This is a genomic window from Giesbergeria sinuosa (assembly GCF_042652905.1).
GTDB classification, from domain to species: domain Bacteria; phylum Pseudomonadota; class Gammaproteobacteria; order Burkholderiales; family Burkholderiaceae_C; genus Simplicispira; species Simplicispira sinuosa.
In genome coordinates, this window is record NZ_JBHSHJ010000001.1 from 444,598 (window position 1) to 460,840 (window position 16,243).

The window sequence follows — 16,243 nt, forward strand, 5'->3', positions numbered from 1 at the left end:
AAGCAGGGTTCTGATGTGGATTCCACCTACAGAAACCCCCAGTGTTTACCCTTGCTAACGGTTTAGGGCTGAGGGGTGGTTGCTACGACTTCCTCTAGGGTGCTGAGGCCTTGTGCCACCCGCAGGGCACCTGCCATGCGCAATGGGCGCATACCGTCTTGTACGGCTTGGCGGCGCAGGGCATCGATGGATGGTTCGCCAGTAATGCCTGATTTGAGGGTTTCGCTGACGGTCAGCAGTTCGTACAGGCCCATGCGCCCGCGAAAGCCTGTCATGCGACAGTCGATGCAGCCCACGGGTTTGTAGGGTTGGTAGCCCCCTGAGAGTTTCCAAGGTTTGATGGCCTCGGTCAGCACTTCCAGTGGTGCATCCGGGTCAGGTTGTTTGCATTGCGGGCACAAGGTACGCACCAGCCGTTGGGCCAGCACCCCTAGCAACGTGGCATTGATCAGGTAGGCAGGCACTCCCAGCTCCAGCAGTCGGGTGACGGCGCTGGGGGCATCGTTGGTGTGCAAAGTGCTAAACACCAGATGGCCGGTCAGGGCGGCCTGCACGGCCATCTCGGCGGTTTCTAGGTCGCGAATTTCGCCCACCATGATGATGTCGGGGTCTTGGCGCATCAGGGCGCGCACACCTTCGGCAAAACTGAAGTCCAGTTGCGGTTGCACCTGGGTCTGGTTGAAGCTGGGTTCGATCATTTCAATCGGGTCTTCTACCGTGCTGACGTTTACCTCTTCAGTGGCTACGCGCTTGAGCGTGGAATACAGCGTGGTGGTTTTGCCCGAGCCTGTTGGCCCTGTGACCAAGATGATGCCATGTGGGCGCTGGATCAGTGCTTCCCAACGCTGTGCATCATGCGGCAAAAACCCCAGCGCATCCAAGTTCTTGATTGCCGTATCGGGGTCAAAAATCCGCATGACCATTTTTTCACCGAAGGCTGTGGGCAGGGTAGACAGGCGCATTTCTACCTCATCGCCACGCTGGTTACGGGTTTTGATGCGGCCATCTTGTGGGCGGCGCTTTTCCACCACGTCCATGCGTCCCAACAGCTTGATGCGGGCCACCATCGCACTCATAACGCCTTGCGGCATTTGGTAGACCGGGTGCAGCACACCATCGATACGGAAACGAATCACGCCTTGTTCGCGCCGAGGCTCTAGGTGAATATCGCTGGCACGTTGGTCAAAGGCGTATTGCCACAGCCAATCTACCACCCGCACCACGCCTTGGTCATTGGCATCGAGTTGCTTGTTGCTGCGGCCCAGTTCTACCAACTGCTCAAAGCTGCTGGCGCCTGCACCCCCGCCCGCTTTTTGTGCTGCCCGCACTGATTTGGCCAAAGCAAAAAATTCAGCGGTGTAGCGCAGGATTTCTTGTGGATTGGCCAATACCCGGCGCACTGTGCGCCGCGATTGGCGCTCGACCTCTGCCACCCAATCGGTAATAAAGGGTTCTGCTGTGGCCACCACCACCTCTGTGGAACTGACTTGTACCGGCAACACCTTGTGGCGCTCGGCATAGCTGGCGCTCATGGTGTCGGCCACCTTGCCTACATCTACGCGCAAGGGGTCGATGCGCAGGTAAGGGATGCCAACATGCCGGGCTACATATTCGGTCAGAGTTTCCAGATCCAGTGATTTGCCATCGCTGGCATGGGTCATGGCTACATTGGCTAGGCGCACCAGCGGATGTTGGCTGCTCTCGGCCTGAGAGCACCGGGCGATGGTGCGTTGGGCTTCTTCTGGCGCAATCACACCATCTGCACGCAGCCACTGCACAATTTGGCGCCACTCCAGCGGGCCATCGTGCGCCACCGTCGATGGCCTAGGGGCTGTAGGCTGTTGTTGTAAATCAGCAAAAGTCATGGGGTGGGGCTTTGAGGCAGGGCTGGCGTGGATCAGGCCAGCACAGGTTTAAAACTGCGCACCCATTTGCGGGTGGGAATGTCCCAGCGTGCTTGCACAGCATCGCAACGGGCCAACAGCTCGCCACGCTTGAAACGGCTGGGGGTACGCTGGGCCAGCACCACGGTGTTGCCTTCACGGGTGGGTTTGAACGACCAGACGGCATCTTCACCAAAGGCTGTGGCGATTTTTTCTAGGCTTTGGTCAAAGCTGGCCGCACGGCCAAACAGGTTGACAGTCATGCAGCCTTCTTCGGTGAGCAGAGCGCGGCAATCGGCATAAAACTCGGCACTGTCGAGCACCGGGGCGGCGGCATTGTCGTCATAAAGGTCTACCGCCAGGGCATCGACGGTGCCTGTCCATTCATCGCGGCGGATTTCTTCTGCGGCATCGGCCAACACCACCCGCAGCATCGGGCCGTCAGGGGGCAGTTTGAACCAAGCGCGGCACACAGCCAGCACCTGTGGGTTTAGTTCTACAGCAGTGGTACACATGCGCAATTTTTTGTGGCAAAACTTGGTGATGGCACCGGCACCCAAGCCCAATTGCATGGCATGACGCCCAGCCACTGTGGCGGGTTCCATAAACAACAGCCAAGCCATCATGCGCTGGACGTATTCCAGTTCAATCTCAAATGGTTCTTTGATACGCATGGAGCCTTGAATCCAAGGCGTGCCCAAGTGCAAATGACGTACGTCTCCATCGTCAGACACGCTGACATCGGGCAGGCTAGCAGGGGTGGTTTTGATCTTGGGACGGGCCATCACAGAGGTTCCAGTAATCCATCAGCAGACAAGGGTTGCACCGAGTCTGCACACATTTGCGCTGCAAGCTCCAGAGGGCATGGCAGCAGCTTTTCCTGCTATTGTGGGCGATGACTGTGGGTTGGTGGGGTGAGCCTTTGCAGTCTGGGGAGGGCTTGCAAGGCATTGGTGCTGGTTTGTTGTGCCAACCAATCCAGGGGCAGACCACGCAATTTGGCCAGCACTTGGGCAATGCGCGGCAGTTCGGCGGGAGCATTGCGCCCCTGTGCCAGCCCTTGGGATCGCTCTTGTGCTGTGCGGTACAGCCAATGTGGTGGCATATCGGGGGCATCGGTTTCTAGCACCAAGGCATCCAAGGGGAGCTCTAGCGCCAGACGGCGCAATTGCAAAGCCCGTTCATAAGTCAGTGCGCCACCAAAGCCTAATTTAAAACCGAGCGCCACAAAAGTTTGGGCCTGTTGCAGGCTGCCATTGAAGGCATGGGCGATGCCACCTTGCACAGGCACTTCGCGTAGCCCCTTGAGCAGTTGGTCGGCGCTGCGGCGCACATGCAAAATGACCGGCAGATCAAAGCGCCGGGCCAGTTGTAGCTGTGCGCGATAGAACTGTGCTTGTCGAGTGGCATCCAGCCCCGGAACGAAGTAATCCAAGCCGATTTCACCCACTGCCACTAAATGTGGATCGTGATGGTACTGCTCTAGCAAACGTTCCAGTGCTACCAGGTCGCCTTCGCCTGCCTGTGGCGTGTACAGCGGATGAATGCCCAAGGCATAGCTGTCGCCATGCTGGTGGGCAAGTTGACGCACCGCCTCGGCATGGGCCAACTCCACTGCCGGAATCACCAAATGTTGTACCCCTTGTGCGCGGGCCTGTGCCCGTACGGTATCCCGGTCAGGAGCAAACTCCAAGGCATCAAGGTGGCAATGGGTGTCGATCCAAGTGGGCATGGGACAATGATTCCGCAGAGATTTCCTGATAAGTTTGGATGTTGTTGAGTGTCGAAACAGACACTTAATCACTTTTAGCGTCAACACACCCTGTGTTCTATGTCTATGATCGTGAGATTTTCTTCAAATTGTTCATGTCTATCTGTCGTATCTGTTTGCAGGATTCCAACTACCTTAAGTTCAAAACAGAGCATATTGGTATTTGTCAAATATGCATTGACCATTTGAACGAAGCACCAGAGCCAGCACAATTTTCCGAAAACAGAATTGGTGACTTGCTTCGGAAAGGTATGGCGAAGCGTAACCCGAGTTACACCGAAGCTGAGTACCAACAAGCGTTGCCTAGATGGCTCAATCGTTTGCTGGCAGACCCAAAAAATAATGGGATTGACTTTAAAAGAGTTCGTGCATACCGACGAGGTTTGCTACGGGCCACTGGTGATCGAAGGTGGGACTATCCATCCGACTGGATAGAACGGACGCGTCGCATTAGGATGCGCGATCAGTGTTGTCAGGCTTGTGGAGAGTGTGGTATCCCTCTGGATGTACACCATATTATTTACTTGTCTAAATACGGTACCAATCGGCAAGAAAATCTTGTCTCTCTGTGTCGGTTTTGCCATGAGGAAGAACATGGAAAAGTCTTTGACTTTGGGGAGGCAGAGGAGCCTGAAGGTTTGAACCCTATCAAACCAAGGTTAGAACAGGTTCCATCGCCGCAGGCACAGCCAGTCATACCATCACCATCCATTACAGCACAGGTTCAGTCGGCAGCTTTCACGAAGCCAACAGAGAGAGCGAGTGACCATTGGCGAACCGTTATTTCTGACCCTGAGCCACTTGCATCATATGTGGACTTCTCATCATGCCCACGGTGTACCACCGAATTGACATTGCCAGTACACAAAGCTGTCCGTGGGCAAAAATTACGTTGCAAACAGTGCGGCCTCATCTTCCTGTACGAAGTCACTACCAGCCTTGCAGGAACTTCCACGTCCTACATGGCACCAGCACCAGTGGTACAACAGGTGCAGGTACTAAAAACTTCAAGAGATGTGATTGATGCACCACGTCCGAAACCGCGCCCACCAGCGAAAATGGCAGCAACCGATCTGTGGGTTCTGTTGGCTATCAGTATTTTTATCCTCGCTATTGTTTTAATGGGTTGAGGCCTGAATGAGGGTAGGTCTTTCCAGACTATGCCATCAGGAATAATCGATGTTGATTGCTGTTCATAGAAAAGGAAAGACCAGACCATCACTGATGGTGTTGGCCGTCTGTGGTGTTCACTGCGTTGCCTGTCGAATTAGGTGGTGCTATACCGAATTGCAAGATACCTGATGCTAGGGCATAGGCTCTGGCTTGATGTGCAGTATCTGGAATTGCATCTAGCATTTGGCCTAAGTCTCTTGCCATTGGGGAGAGTTGGCCTGAAAAATTGGCTTGGGCTAAGCAAAGTTGCAGAACATTGAATGCCAAGCCATAAGCCTTTTCTTGTAGTGCTGTGGTCTGTATAGAGTCCAGCATGTGGCCTAGCTCCATCGCCATTGCTGAAAGCATCGCCTCTGGTGTGTTTATTGGATGGAAGTTCGGATCGAGCAGTTGATGCGGTGAAGTGCTGAAATAAGCAGCAATTTTATCCAGAGTGTCCAAACCCACACTGGTGTTTTGCTTCTTCAATCTAAAGGCAGTCCCTGGACTGACCCCGCATTCTCTGGCAAGGCGATTAAGGTTCTCACCTCCCCATTGGGATTGCATGAGAACAGTTAAGTTCTTCCACAAAGTTTTGTTGCTGTCAATCATGATGTTGCAATTTTATTGACAGAATCGAGTGATTCTAGACAACGGTTTTTCGAGATTATTTGGGGATGGCGAGAGTCTATTGCTATGTTTGAGGGAGTCCTATCCCATCCAATCGCCCTGCCACCAAACGCAGCACCCGGTCGCAACGTGCAGCCAGAGTCTCATCGTGCGTCACCATCACAAAGGCGGTGCCCTGCTCGCGCGCCAGTGCCAGCATGTGCTGGAACACGCCTTCAGCGGTGTTGCGGTCGAGGTTGCCTGTAGGCTCATCGGCCAGCACACAAGCTGGTCGTGTCACCAGGGCGCGGGCAATGGCTACGCGCTGGCGCTCGCCGCCTGAGAGTTCTGCTGGGCGATGCTCGGCCCGCTGGGCCAACCCGACGCTGGTCAACATCTGTGTGGCCTGACGCTCGCATTCAGCCGGTGGCAACCGGCGGATGCGCAAGGGCATGGCTACGTTTTCCAAGGCACTGAATTCGGGCAACAGGTGGTGAAATTGGTACACAAACCCCAGGTGCTGGTTACGCAATTGGCCTTGCTGTGCCGCAGAGCACTGTGCCAGGTTCTGCCCCAGTAAATGCACGCTGCCAGCGGTGGGGCTGTCCAAGGCTCCCAGCAGATGCAACAAGGTACTTTTGCCCGACCCTGAAGCCCCCACAATAGCCAGCGTTTGGCCAGCGTGTATTTCCAGATCGACGCCTTGTAGCACCGTCACGTCTAAACGCCCTTCACTAAAGCGTTTGCTCAAACCCTTGGCTTGTAACACTGGGGCATGGGAATGGGGTAAATGTGGGTTACTCATAGCGCAGGGCCTCGGCGGGGTTGACGCGGCTGGCGTGCCAGCTGGGGTAGAGCGTAGCCACAAAAGACAGCAGCAGTGAAATCAGGCCAATCGGTACGATGTCGCTTGCTTGCGGGTTGCTTGGCATTTGGCTGATGAGGTAGATGTCTTTGGGCAAAAAGCTGGCCCCCAGCAGCCGCTCAATGGCGGGCACGATGACATCGATATTGAAGGCAATGCCCAACCCCAGCAGCAAGCCCGCCAGTGTGCCAATCACGCCCACCATGGCGCCTTGCACCACAAAAATGCCCATGATGCTGCGTGGGCTGCTGCCCAAGGTGCGCAAAATGGCAATATCGGCCCGCTTGTCTTGCACCGACATCACCAGTGTGCTGACCAGATTGAAGGCTGCCACGGCCACGATCAGCGTCAAGATGATGAACATCATGCGTTTTTCCATTTGCACAGCGGCAAACCACGTTTTGTTTTGCTGCGTCCAGTCGCGTATCCACAGATCACCGCTCAGCGTCCCCGCCAAAGCATGCGCTACGTCGCGGGCTTGGTGCAAATCGTGCAGCTTGAGTCGGATGCCAGTCGGCCCCTCTAGCCTGAAGATGCGCTGCGCATCTTCGTGGTGCAGCATCACCAGTGCCGAATCGTATTCATAGTGGCCTGAATCAAAGGTGCCTGCTACCGTCATTTGTTTCAGGCGGGGCACCACCCCTGCGGGCGTGACTTGTCCGGCAGGGGCGATCAGTGTCACGGCATCCCCCACGCGCACGCCCAAGCTGCGCGCCAGCTCTACGCCCAACACGACACGAAATTCGCCTGGTACCAGCTGCGCCAACGTTTGCACGCTGGCTGCAGCCAGATCGGTGACTTCGCCTTCGTGGGTTGGGTCAATACCACGCACCAAGGCACCTTTCATGTCCTCTCCACGCGCCAGCAGGGCTTGTGCTGCCACAAACGGTGCCGCCCCTGCCACCTGCGGGTGTTGGCGGGCTTCTGCCAAGGTTCGGGCCATATCGGGCAGGGCAGTACCACCAGGGGCAAAGATTTCAATGTGCGAGACCACGCTTAACATGCGGTCACGTACCTCTTTTTGAAACCCGTTCATCACTGACAACACGATGATGAGCGCCGCCACCCCTAAAGCAATGCCCAACATGGACACGCCCGAGATGAATGAGATAAAACCATTGCGCCGTGTAGCACGACCAGCGCGGGTGTAACGCCAGCCTAAGGCGAGTTCGTAAGGGATTTGCATGGAGCAACGATTGTGGCACTGCCAAGCACCCAGTAGATTGCCACGGTAGCATTGCCCTATGCGCCCACTGCACCGTTTTTTTCCGTTTCTCCAATGGCCTCGGCCCGATGCGGCCTTGCTGCGCAGCGAGGCCTTGGCAGGGCTGACAGTGGGGCTGATGGTGATTCCCCAAGGTGTGGCCTATGCAGCATTGGCCGGGATGCCATTGGTCACGGGCATTTATGCCTCCATGTTGCCTGCCTTGGTGGCCGTATTGTTCAGTGCCTCTACGCGGCTGTCGGTGGGGCCAACGGCCTTGAGTTGTTTGTTGGTGGGCACCTCCCTGGCCGGACTGGCCGAGCCGGGCAGTGCGCAATGGGTGCAATTGGCGGTTTGGTTGGCACTGTTGAGTGGCCTGCTACAGGCGGTGCTGGGAGGGCTGCGCTTTGGTTGGCTGCTCAATCTGGTCAGTGCGCCAGTGCTGATGGCGTTTACTCAAGCCGCAGCCGTGCTCATTATTGGTTCGCAATGGCCCGCCTTGTTAGGCTGGCAGGGTGATTGGCTGGGTTGGGGGCATGCCTTGCCGGTGCATTGGCCCTCGCTGGCCTTTGGCGTGGGCAGTGTGGCCCTGCTGGTAGGCGTGCGGCGCTGGAAACCAACTTTCCCATCGGTGTTGGTGATTGTGCTGGGCAGTGCGGGCTTGTCGCAGTGGTTGGGCTTTGCCAACGCGGGGGGGGCAGTGGTGGGGCCATTGCCCCAAGGGCTGCCAGCACTGTACTGGCCCACTTTACCGCAGGCCGATGTATTGGGTCAGTTGATTTTGCCCACGCTGGTCATCACATTGGTGAGCTTTTTGGAAACGGCTTCGAGTGCCAAGGTGGATAGCGAACGCGCTGGTAAGCGTTGGAACCAAGACCAAGATCTGATCGGCCAAGGGCTGGGCAAGATAGCCTCTGGCCTGTGTGGTGCTTTTGCGACCAGTTCGTCGTTTTCGCGCTCGGCGCTCAACCTGTATGCTGGCGCACGTACCGGCTGGGCTACGGTGGCCTCGGTGCTGGTGGTGATGGTGGTGCTGTTGTGGTTTACGCCGGTGCTGCGTCATGTGCCCCAGCCCGTGTTGGCAGCCATTGTGTTGGTGGCGGTGGTTGGGCTGATCAAGCCGCGCGAATTTGTTCGGCTGTGGCGTATCTCGCGCACCGAGGCGGCCATTGCTGCCGTCACCTTTGTTGTGACACTGCTGGCGGCACCTCGGTTGTATTGGGGTGTACTGGTGGGCGTACTGATGGCCTTGAGCCAGTTTTTATACCAACGCTTGCACCCACGCATCATTGAGGTAGGGCAACACCCCGATGGTAGCCTGCGTGACCGCCATCTGTGGCACCTGCCACCTTTGGCCCCCCACCTGTATGCGTTGCGCATGGACGCCGCACTGGACTTTGCCACAGCCAACGCTTGGGAGCGTGCCGTTGTTGAGCATTTGAGCACCCACCCCGGCACCCGCCATGTTTGTTGGTTGGCCCAACCCGTCAATCGTATTGACGCCACTGGCGTCGAAGTGTTTACGAAAGTGCTGGCCCAATTGCAACGCCAGCACATCACCTTGCACATCAGCGGCATGAAACTGCCGGTAGAAACCACCCTGCGCCAAGCAAACGCCTTGCACACTGGCCCTGGGCTGGTGCTGTACCGCACCGATGCAGAGGCGCTCAATGCCATGAGTTTGTTGCACGAGTGGCCCAATGATATTGCAGGCAGTGCCATTTAAGTGCCTTTTGACCCGGCACCCCTAGGGGCCAGAGGGCATCCGAGAAAATAACGCCCATGCCCCATCCCGTAGAACTGATTGTTCCCTATGCCGCTTGCCAGACGCCTGCTTGCCAAGAGACCTTGCAATCGCTGGCGCTGCCGTACCTGCACCGCTTATTGGCCCGCCTGTCGCCAGCACCCCAGCCACTGGCCACCATTGACGAGATGGATGCCTGCCTGTCTTTGCCCCATGAACGAGCCTGGGCGCAAGCGCAAGGCCTGCCCGATCACAACGGCCATATCCCTTGGGCAGCAGGATACGCCTACCAACAAGGGCTGGCGCAAGCAGAGCCCAATACTGCTTGGGCTTTTGTGACGCCCTGCTACTGGCAAGTAGGCACTGACCACATCACCCTGCACGACCCAGCCCAACTGCAACTGACACTGCCAGAGGCCCAAAGCCTGCTGGAGATCGTCTCGCCTTGGCTGGCCGAAGATGGCTTGCAATTGCGTCTGGATACCCCTGGCCGCTGGCTGGCCCACGGGCCACTGGTGGCCGACCTGCCCATGCCCTCACTAGAACGGGTGCAAGGCCAAGATGTGCGCCACTGGATGCAGCACCAGGCACAAAACCCGCATATCAGCGCCACCCAGCGCCGGGCCATGCAAGTTTGGCAGCGCCTGCACAGCGAGCTGCAAATGCTGCTCTATACCCATCCCTTCAATGATGCACGCCAAGCCCGTGGCTTGGTGCCGGTCAATGCCTTTTGGGTGCATGGGGCTGGTCAATTGGCAACGCCTCCCGCCACTATCACCCCAACGCCACAGCGGCTCGATCATTTGCAAGAGGCGGCCCAAAGTGGCAACTGGCAGGCTTGGGCCAGTGCTTGGCAAATGCTGGATGCGGGGCCATTGGCGCAATTGCTAGAACATCTGCAAACCGGTGGTGCTGCACGGTTGACCCTGTGCGGTACACAAGCGGCCCTGACATGGCATAGCGCCCCACGCAGCTTGGGCGAGCGCCTGTCGCGGTTTTTCCGGCCACCGTCATTGACCAGCATTTGCAAAGCCTTATGAAAATCACCGTGCGAGACACTCCCCCGCGCAGCGCCTGGGCGTTGGAGCAAGCGGGCATTCACCCATTGCTAGCGCGCCTCTACGCAGCCCGTGGCGTGAGCACACCACAAGAGCTTGATGCCAGTTTGGCCCAATTGTTGCCACCACAAGGACTGCAAGGAATACAAGCCGCTGCCACCTTGCTGGCCAATGCTATTGCCCAAAATCAGCGCCTGTGCATTGTGGCCGATTACGACTGCGATGGCGCCACGGCCTGCGCGGTTGCTATCCGAGGTTTGCGGTTGTTGGGAGCGCAGCAGGTGGACTTTTTGGTGCCCGACCGGGTGGTAGACGGCTATGGTCTCACCGCTGCCATAGCCCGGCGCGTCAAAGAGCGTGGGGCCGATATGCTGATCACCGTAGACAACGGTATTGGCAGCCCCGAAGGCGTGGACGAGGCCCATGCCCTCGGAATGCAGGTGCTTATTACCGACCACCATTTGCCTTCTAACAACCAAGTGCCAGCGGCTGACGCGGTGGTCAACCCCAATCAGCCCGGTTGCACCTTTGCCAGCAAACACCTGTCTGGGGTGGGTGTTATGTTTTATGTGCTGTTGGCCTTGCGTGCAGAACTGCGCCAACGCAGTCTGCTGGATGCCAGCAACCAGCCCCGGCTCGATGCCTTGCTGCCTTTGGTGGCTTTGGGAACGGTGGCCGATGTGGTGCGGCTCGATGCCAACAACCGCCGTTTGGTAGCCCAAGGCTTGCAACGGGTGCGCAATGGGCAAATGCCGCCCGGCATGGCGGCATTGTTCCGGGCCGCTGGGCGCGATGCCCGCCAAGCCAGTAGCCAAGATTTTGGGTTTGCGCTGGGGCCACGCATCAATGCCGCAGGCCGCTTGGCCGATATGGCCTTGGGCATTGAATGCCTGCTCACCGACGATGCCAGCCGCGCTGACGAGTTAGCCAAGTTGCTTGACGGCATGAACCGCGAGCGCCGTGAGATTGAAAGCGGCATGCGCGATCAGGCATTGGCGTTAGCCGAAAACCTCTTTGCGTCCGAAGAAACTCCGTCACCGGCCATTACTGTTTTTGACGAGAGTTTTCACGAAGGTGTGGTGGGCATTGTGGCCTCGCGCCTGAAAGACAAATTGCATCGGCCCAGCTTTGTGTTTGCTGTCAGTGGCGCACCGGGTAAAGAGCAAGAACTCAAGGGCTCGGGGCGCTCCATTGTGGGCTTTCATTTGCGTGATGCGCTCGATTTGCTGGTTAAGCGCCATCCGGGTGTGTTGCTGCGCTTTGGCGGCCACGCTATGGCCGCTGGTTGCACCATAGACCGGGCACAGTTGGACACCTTTGCCCAAGGGCTGGCCCAAATTGCCCAAGAGCAACTCGATGCTGCTACGCTCACGCGCCAATTAGAAACCGATGGCCCACTGGCGCCCCAATACCGCCGCGCTGATCTGGTCGATACGTTGCAACGCGAGGTTTGGGGCCAAGGCTTTGCGCCGCCCACCTTCAGTGAAGAAGTGGAGGTGCTCAGCCAACGGCTGGTGGGCCAAGACAGCAAGCACCTCTCACTCAAACTCAAGCACCAAGGTGACCCTGTGGATGCCATCTGGTTTGGGCACACTGAACAGTTGCCCTCGCGGGTGCTGCTGGCTTTTCGGCTGGATGTGAACACATGGCAGGGCCAGCGCAAGGTGCAGTTTCTGGTGGAAGGTGCACAGCTCTAAACAACGCACCATCCTTGCTACCAACTCAGTGTTCTGCGGGGGCAGGGCCGTGGCTCATGAGCTTGTCGGTCAGCGCAATAGCCAAGGCACTGAGCAAGAAGGCGATGTGAATGATGGTCTGCCACATCAGCACTTTCAAATCGTAATTGGCAGCGTTGATGAAGGTCTTGAGCAGGTGAATAGAGCTAATACCAATAATGGCAGTGCTCAGTTTGACCTTGAGCACTGAGGCATTGACGTGGTTGAGCCATTCGGGCTGATCGGGGTGGCCTTCCAAGTTCATGCGGCTGACAAAGGTTTCGTAGCCCCCCACAATCACCATGATGAGCAGGTTAGAGATCATCACCACGTCAATCAGGCCCAGCACCACCAGCATGATGATGGTCTCGTTGATCTTGGTGATCTGCACATCGGTTTTGTACCCAATGCCATTGATCAGTGCTTGCAAGGCATCGCTGTTGCCAAAAACGGCTTCCAGCAAATGCACCAACTCGACCCAAAAGTGAAAAACATACACCCCTTGGGCCACAATCAGCCCCAAATACAAGGGCAACTGTAGCCAACGGCTGGCAAAAATCAGCGAAGGCAGGGGGCGCAGGGGTGAGGAGGAGCCAGAGCGTGGGGTGGACATAGGATGGCAGGGAAGAGGACGAAGGAGGGGGCGCCGATTTTACGCAGCCCCCCCTGAAACGGGTGTGACAGTGCAGGGAGTCTGGGTGTCAGAAACTTTCCCAATCATCATCGTTGCGAGCGGCCTTGGGTGCAGGGGCTGCCACCAAGCGGGGGGCTGGTGCTGCTGGGGCACGCACAGGCGCTGGCGCTGGGGTGCTGCTGCGGGCCGATACCGCAGGCCGGGGTTTGGCTGACGGGGCCGCAACGGCAGGGGCTGCAGTGCGGGCACGCACTGGCGGCGTGGCGGTGCGCACAGGCGGTGCGGGCCGTGCCACCGTGGTTGCACTGGCCCCCACATTGAACACCGACACCACTTCAGCCAAACGCTGGGCCTGATCGCGCATGGCGCTGGCCGCAGCGGCAGACTGCTCAACCAAAGCAGCATTTTGCTGTGTCATCTGGTCTAGGTTGGTGATGGCTACATTGACTTGGGCAATGCCGTCACGTTGCTCGGTGGAGGACGCTGTGATTTCGCCAATCAGATCGGTGACGCGGCGCACGCCCTCGACGATTTCGGCCATGCTCTGACCAGCCTGGGCCACCTGCTGTGAGCCAGACTCTACATTGGCCACCGAAGTATCAATCAAGGCTTTAATCTCTTTGGCTGCTCCGGCACTGCGCCCCGCCAAGCTGCGCACCTCAGAGGCGACTACGGCAAAACCTCGGCCCTGTTCACCCGCACGGGCGGCTTCGACGGCGGCATTGAGCGCCAGAATGTTGGTTTGGAATGCAATGCCATCGATCACGCCGATGATGTCTGCGATCTTGCGCGAGCTGTCGGTGATTTGCTGCATGCTGCTCACGACTTGTTCCACCACAGCACCACCACGTTCAGCCGCCTGAGCCGCTGTGCTGGCCAGTTGGTTGGCTTGGCGCGCTGTGTCGGCGGCCTGCGTCACGGTAGCGGTGAGTTGCTCCATGCTGGCCGCAGTTTCTTCCAGATTGGCAGCGGTTTGTTCGGTGCGGGCCGACAGGTCGTGGTTGCCTGTGGCAATTTGCCCAGAGGCGGCAGATACCGACTCCACACCACTGCGCACTTCACCCACCAAGCCCCGCAGACGGTCTGACATCTGCTGGAAGGCATGGAGCAATTCGCCAAACTCATCTTGGCGGTCGCTGTGCAGGTTTTGTGCCAAATTGCCTTGGCTGATGGCATTGGCAGCATCTACCGCTTGGCGCAGAGGCTCCATGATAGAGCGCACCAATGCAGCAGCCAGCAGCAAACCAATCAGCACCGCCACCACTGCAATACCTGCCCCTAGCATGGCTGCTGTTTCTCGGGCGCTGTGTGCGGCAGCCATGGCCTTGTCACGCTCTGCTTCCTCTACCTTCACATAATCTTGCACCGTCTTGGCCAGGGCTGTGGCTACCGGAACAAACTCTTGCTGGGTAAAGGCAAAGGTGGCTGCATAGTCACCGGCCTCTTTCAACTCAGGCACTTTCTTGAGCAATTCTCGTGCAGGAGCGCGCGCTTTGGCTACCTGTTCCAGTGCCTGCTTTTCCACGTCACTGCGGGCGCGTTCACCAGCACGGGTTTGAATTTCGGTGATTCTGGCCGAGTCAGCCACGCTTTTTTGGTGCAAAAACTTGTAAGCCTCGGCAGAAGGCACATTGATGGCCGCTACCGTGCGTTCCATCACCACTTCGGTCAGACCTAACCAACGGGTGGCGTCAGTGATCGAGGCTTGATAATGAGAAATATTTTCAAACGCCTGCACCATCGCTGTGGTGGTGCGCTGCTGCACAAAAATGGCTGCGGCCAGCACGATCAGCAGTAATCCCAAAATACTGCCCCACAATTTGTGGGCTACTCGGATATTGTTTAAATTCATCGCTCATCCATCCTCTGCTAAACATAGGCCACCATCAGAACGTGGCATGGCAGTCATGCACTTGTTTCTGGGGGGCCGGAAACACCATTAAAAAAAGCGGTTTGCGCACCCATAGCCTATAGCTAACAATACGCCTTTGTATATTGACCTAGCAATTTTACGAAGCCTTGGCTGTGGATACTCGACGGAATGGCAGCATTGGCTATAAGCAAAGCCCTAAAATCGTTTGGTGATCTCTTACCTCAACGCTGATTTGCATTGCCATTCTGTGGTGTCGGATGGCACCCTTCGCCCCGAAACGCTGGCGGCGCGCGCCCGCCATCAGGGGGTGGATCTTTGGGCCTTGACCGATCATGATGAAATCGGTGGCTTGCCACAGGCGCAGACAGCGGCCCTCTCTGAAGGCATCGCGTTTCTCAGTGGTGTCGAAATCTCTGTCACCTTTGCGCAAGAAACAGTACACATTGTGGGATTGGGCTTTGATATCCACAATCGCTCCTTGGTACAGGGGCTGGCCCATACCCGTGCTGGTCGTGATCAACGTGCCCAAGATATGGCGCAACAGTTGGCTCAAGTGGGTATTGCGGGTGCCTATGAGGGAGCCTTGCGCTATGTAGGCAACCCGGCATTGGTGTCACGCACCCACTTTGCCCGTTTTTTGGTCGATAGTGGCATTTGCCACGATACCAGCGAGGTGTTTCGCCGCTACCTCACCGAAGGCAAGCCCGGTTTTGTACCCCACCGCTGGGCAGGGCTGGGCGAGGCGGTGCGTTGGATTACCCAAGCCGGTGGCGTGGCTGTGATTGCCCACCCGGCCCGCTACCGCCTCACGCCTATCGAGGAGTTTGCCTTGTTCTCCGAATTTAAGGCGCATGGGGGCCAAGCGGTAGAAGTGGTTACGGGCAGCCACGCCGTGCATGAATACGCTACCTATGCCGACATGGCGCGCGAGTTCGGGCTGGCCGCCTCGCGCGGCAGTGACTTTCATGCGCCCGACGAGTCCAGCACCGATCTGGGCACACTTCCTCCTTTGCCTCCAGACCTGGTGCCCGTGTGGGACTTGCTTCGCCACCGTATCCAGCAACCCGCCTGAAAGTTTGATGCTATGGCCCAGTTCTTTGAAGTACACCCCGACAACCCCCAGCCGCGCTTGCTCAAGCAGGCCGCAGCACTGCTGCAAAAGGGGGCCATTTTGGCTGTGCCTACCGATTCCAGTTATGCGCTGGTTTGCCACTTGGACGACAAGCAGGCCGCCGATCGCCTGCGCCGCATTCGCCAAGTCGATGACAAGCACCACCTGACGTTGCTGTGCAGTGACTTGTCGGCCCTGTCCAACTATGCGCTGGTAGACAACAAGCAATACCGGCTGCTCAAGCTGGCCACACCTGGCCCCTACACCTTTATTTTGGAGGCCACCAAGGAGGTGCCCCGGCGTGTCAGCCACCCGTCGCGCAAAACGATTGGTTTGCGCGTGCCCGAGCGCAAGGGCTTGCAAATGCTGATTGATCTGCACGGTGCGCCACTTTTAGCCACCACCTTGATCGCACCGGGCGAGACCGAGCCGCTCAACGATGCCCACGACATCCGTGCCCGCTACGAGCACCAGATTGATGCTGTGATTGATGCTGGAGGTTGTCCATTTGAACCCACCACGGTGATAGACCTCACACCGATGGCCAGTGGCGATGACCCTGTGGTACTGCGCCAAGGGCGTGGCAGCCTGTCGGCCATCGGCCTTTAAGCACCAGAGAGCCTA

At 57.6% G+C, this 16,243-nt stretch carries 14 protein-coding genes; 6 read left to right on the forward strand and 8 right to left on the reverse strand.

The genetic code is table 11. The annotated features are described in order from the left end of the window. Window positions 1-62: 62 nt before the first annotated feature. From tfpB to ACFO6X_RS02020, 3 genes are all read right to left on the reverse strand, one after another. Entirely contained in the window at window positions 63-1,865 is a 1,803-nt protein-coding gene (gene tfpB / locus ACFO6X_RS02010) for a type IV pilus assembly ATPase TfpB (RefSeq protein ID WP_382429530.1), read from the reverse strand. A gap of 32 nt (window positions 1,866-1,897) precedes the next feature. Beyond that, the gene (locus ACFO6X_RS02015; RefSeq protein WP_382429532.1) at window positions 1,898-2,668 is read right to left on the reverse strand and encodes a class I SAM-dependent methyltransferase; all 771 of its coding nucleotides are present in this window, start codon (window positions 2,666-2,668) and stop codon (window positions 1,898-1,900) included. Between the two features lie 98 nt (window positions 2,669-2,766). Then, window positions 2,767-3,615 carry a TatD family hydrolase gene (locus tag ACFO6X_RS02020; RefSeq protein ID WP_382429534.1) on the reverse strand — a complete coding sequence of 283 codons (849 nt, stop codon included), beginning with the start codon at window positions 3,613-3,615 and terminating at the stop codon, window positions 2,767-2,769. Window positions 3,616-3,707: 92 nt separating this feature from the next. Here ACFO6X_RS02020 and ACFO6X_RS02025 point away from each other — a divergent pair, with 92 nt between their 5' ends. Next, window positions 3,708-4,784, forward strand: a complete 1,077-nt coding sequence (locus ACFO6X_RS02025; protein WP_382429536.1) for an HNH endonuclease — start codon at window positions 3,708-3,710, stop codon at window positions 4,782-4,784. 88 nt (window positions 4,785-4,872) lie between these two features. Here ACFO6X_RS02025 and ACFO6X_RS02030 read toward each other — a convergent pair whose 3' ends face one another. From ACFO6X_RS02030 to ACFO6X_RS02040, 3 genes are all read right to left on the reverse strand, one after another. Next, on the reverse strand, window positions 4,873-5,418 hold the full coding sequence (locus ACFO6X_RS02030) for a helix-turn-helix domain-containing protein (protein WP_382429538.1): 546 nt from the start codon (window positions 5,416-5,418) through the stop codon (window positions 4,873-4,875). An 82-nt stretch (window positions 5,419-5,500) separates the two neighbouring features. After that, the gene (gene lolD, locus ACFO6X_RS02035; protein WP_382429540.1) at window positions 5,501-6,220 is read right to left on the reverse strand and encodes a lipoprotein-releasing ABC transporter ATP-binding protein LolD; all 720 of its coding nucleotides are present in this window, start codon (window positions 6,218-6,220) and stop codon (window positions 5,501-5,503) included. Continuing rightward, window positions 6,213-7,466, reverse strand: a complete 1,254-nt coding sequence (locus ACFO6X_RS02040) for a lipoprotein-releasing ABC transporter permease subunit (protein WP_382429542.1) — start codon at window positions 7,464-7,466, stop codon at window positions 6,213-6,215. Before ACFO6X_RS02040 ends, lolD begins: the two co-directional genes overlap by 8 nt. 58 nt (window positions 7,467-7,524) lie before the next feature. On the opposite strand from ACFO6X_RS02040, the gene ACFO6X_RS02045 reads away from it, so the two are divergent. The 3 genes from ACFO6X_RS02045 to recJ are packed head-to-tail and all read left to right on the forward strand — an operon-like array spanning window position 7,525 to window position 11,983. After that, complete coding sequence (locus ACFO6X_RS02045) at window positions 7,525-9,210, forward strand: SulP family inorganic anion transporter (protein ID WP_382429544.1); 1,686 nt, start codon at window positions 7,525-7,527, stop codon at window positions 9,208-9,210. A gap of 56 nt (window positions 9,211-9,266) precedes the next feature. Beyond that, entirely contained in the window at window positions 9,267-10,268 is a 1,002-nt protein-coding gene (locus ACFO6X_RS02050; RefSeq protein ID WP_382429546.1) for a phosphoglycerate mutase, read from the forward strand. Beyond that, window positions 10,265-11,983: a single-stranded-DNA-specific exonuclease RecJ gene (gene recJ / locus ACFO6X_RS02055; RefSeq protein WP_382429548.1), complete on the forward strand. Its 1,719-nt coding sequence runs from the start codon at window positions 10,265-10,267 to the stop codon at window positions 11,981-11,983. Before ACFO6X_RS02050 ends, recJ begins: the two co-directional genes overlap by 4 nt. 25 nt (window positions 11,984-12,008) lie before the next feature. On the opposite strand, the gene ACFO6X_RS02060 is transcribed toward recJ, so the two are convergent. Then, window positions 12,009-12,614, reverse strand: a complete 606-nt coding sequence (locus tag ACFO6X_RS02060; protein WP_382429550.1) for a TIGR00645 family protein — start codon at window positions 12,612-12,614, stop codon at window positions 12,009-12,011. Window positions 12,615-12,702: 88 nt separating this feature from the next. Continuing rightward, on the reverse strand, window positions 12,703-14,487 hold the full coding sequence (locus tag ACFO6X_RS02065) for a methyl-accepting chemotaxis protein (protein WP_382429552.1): 1,785 nt from the start codon (window positions 14,485-14,487) through the stop codon (window positions 12,703-12,705). Window positions 14,488-14,716: 229 nt separating this feature from the next. Between ACFO6X_RS02065 and ACFO6X_RS02070 the strand changes: the two genes are divergently transcribed. After that, a complete protein-coding gene (locus ACFO6X_RS02070) occupies window positions 14,717-15,580 on the forward strand; it encodes a 3',5'-nucleoside bisphosphate phosphatase (protein ID WP_382429554.1) in 864 nt (287 codons plus the stop codon). A 12-nt stretch (window positions 15,581-15,592) separates the two neighbouring features. Then, window positions 15,593-16,228 carry an L-threonylcarbamoyladenylate synthase gene (locus tag ACFO6X_RS02075; protein WP_382429556.1) on the forward strand — a complete coding sequence of 212 codons (636 nt, stop codon included), beginning with the start codon at window positions 15,593-15,595 and terminating at the stop codon, window positions 16,226-16,228. The last annotated feature ends 15 nt before the right edge of the window (window positions 16,229-16,243 follow it).

What these genes read in the sequence shown, in the direction of transcription:
- ACFO6X_RS02030 (WP_382429538.1), bottom strand. Translation starts at nt 5,418, where the DNA reads ATGATTGACAGCAACAAAACTTTGTGGAAGAACTTAACTGTTCTCATG.
- ACFO6X_RS02060 (WP_382429550.1), bottom strand. Translation starts at nt 12,614, where the DNA reads ATGTCCACCCCACGCTCTGGCTCCTCCTCACCCCTGCGCCCCCTGCCT.
- ACFO6X_RS02020 (WP_382429534.1), bottom strand. Translation starts at nt 3,615, where the DNA reads ATGCCCACTTGGATCGACACCCATTGCCACCTTGATGCCTTGGAGTTT.
- ACFO6X_RS02065 (WP_382429552.1), bottom strand. Translation starts at nt 14,487, where the DNA reads ATGAATTTAAACAATATCCGAGTAGCCCACAAATTGTGGGGCAGTATT.
- ACFO6X_RS02015 (WP_382429532.1), bottom strand. Translation starts at nt 2,668, where the DNA reads ATGGCCCGTCCCAAGATCAAAACCACCCCTGCTAGCCTGCCCGATGTC.
- ACFO6X_RS02075 (WP_382429556.1), top strand. Translation starts at nt 15,593, where the DNA reads ATGGCCCAGTTCTTTGAAGTACACCCCGACAACCCCCAGCCGCGCTTG.
- ACFO6X_RS02045 (WP_382429544.1), top strand. Translation starts at nt 7,525, where the DNA reads ATGCGCCCACTGCACCGTTTTTTTCCGTTTCTCCAATGGCCTCGGCCC.
- tfpB (WP_382429530.1), bottom strand. Translation starts at nt 1,865, where the DNA reads ATGACTTTTGCTGATTTACAACAACAGCCTACAGCCCCTAGGCCATCG.
- ACFO6X_RS02040 (WP_382429542.1), bottom strand. Translation starts at nt 7,466, where the DNA reads ATGCAAATCCCTTACGAACTCGCCTTAGGCTGGCGTTACACCCGCGCT.
- lolD (WP_382429540.1), bottom strand. Translation starts at nt 6,220, where the DNA reads ATGAGTAACCCACATTTACCCCATTCCCATGCCCCAGTGTTACAAGCC.
- ACFO6X_RS02050 (WP_382429546.1), top strand. Translation starts at nt 9,267, where the DNA reads ATGCCCCATCCCGTAGAACTGATTGTTCCCTATGCCGCTTGCCAGACG.
- recJ (WP_382429548.1), top strand. Translation starts at nt 10,265, where the DNA reads ATGAAAATCACCGTGCGAGACACTCCCCCGCGCAGCGCCTGGGCGTTG.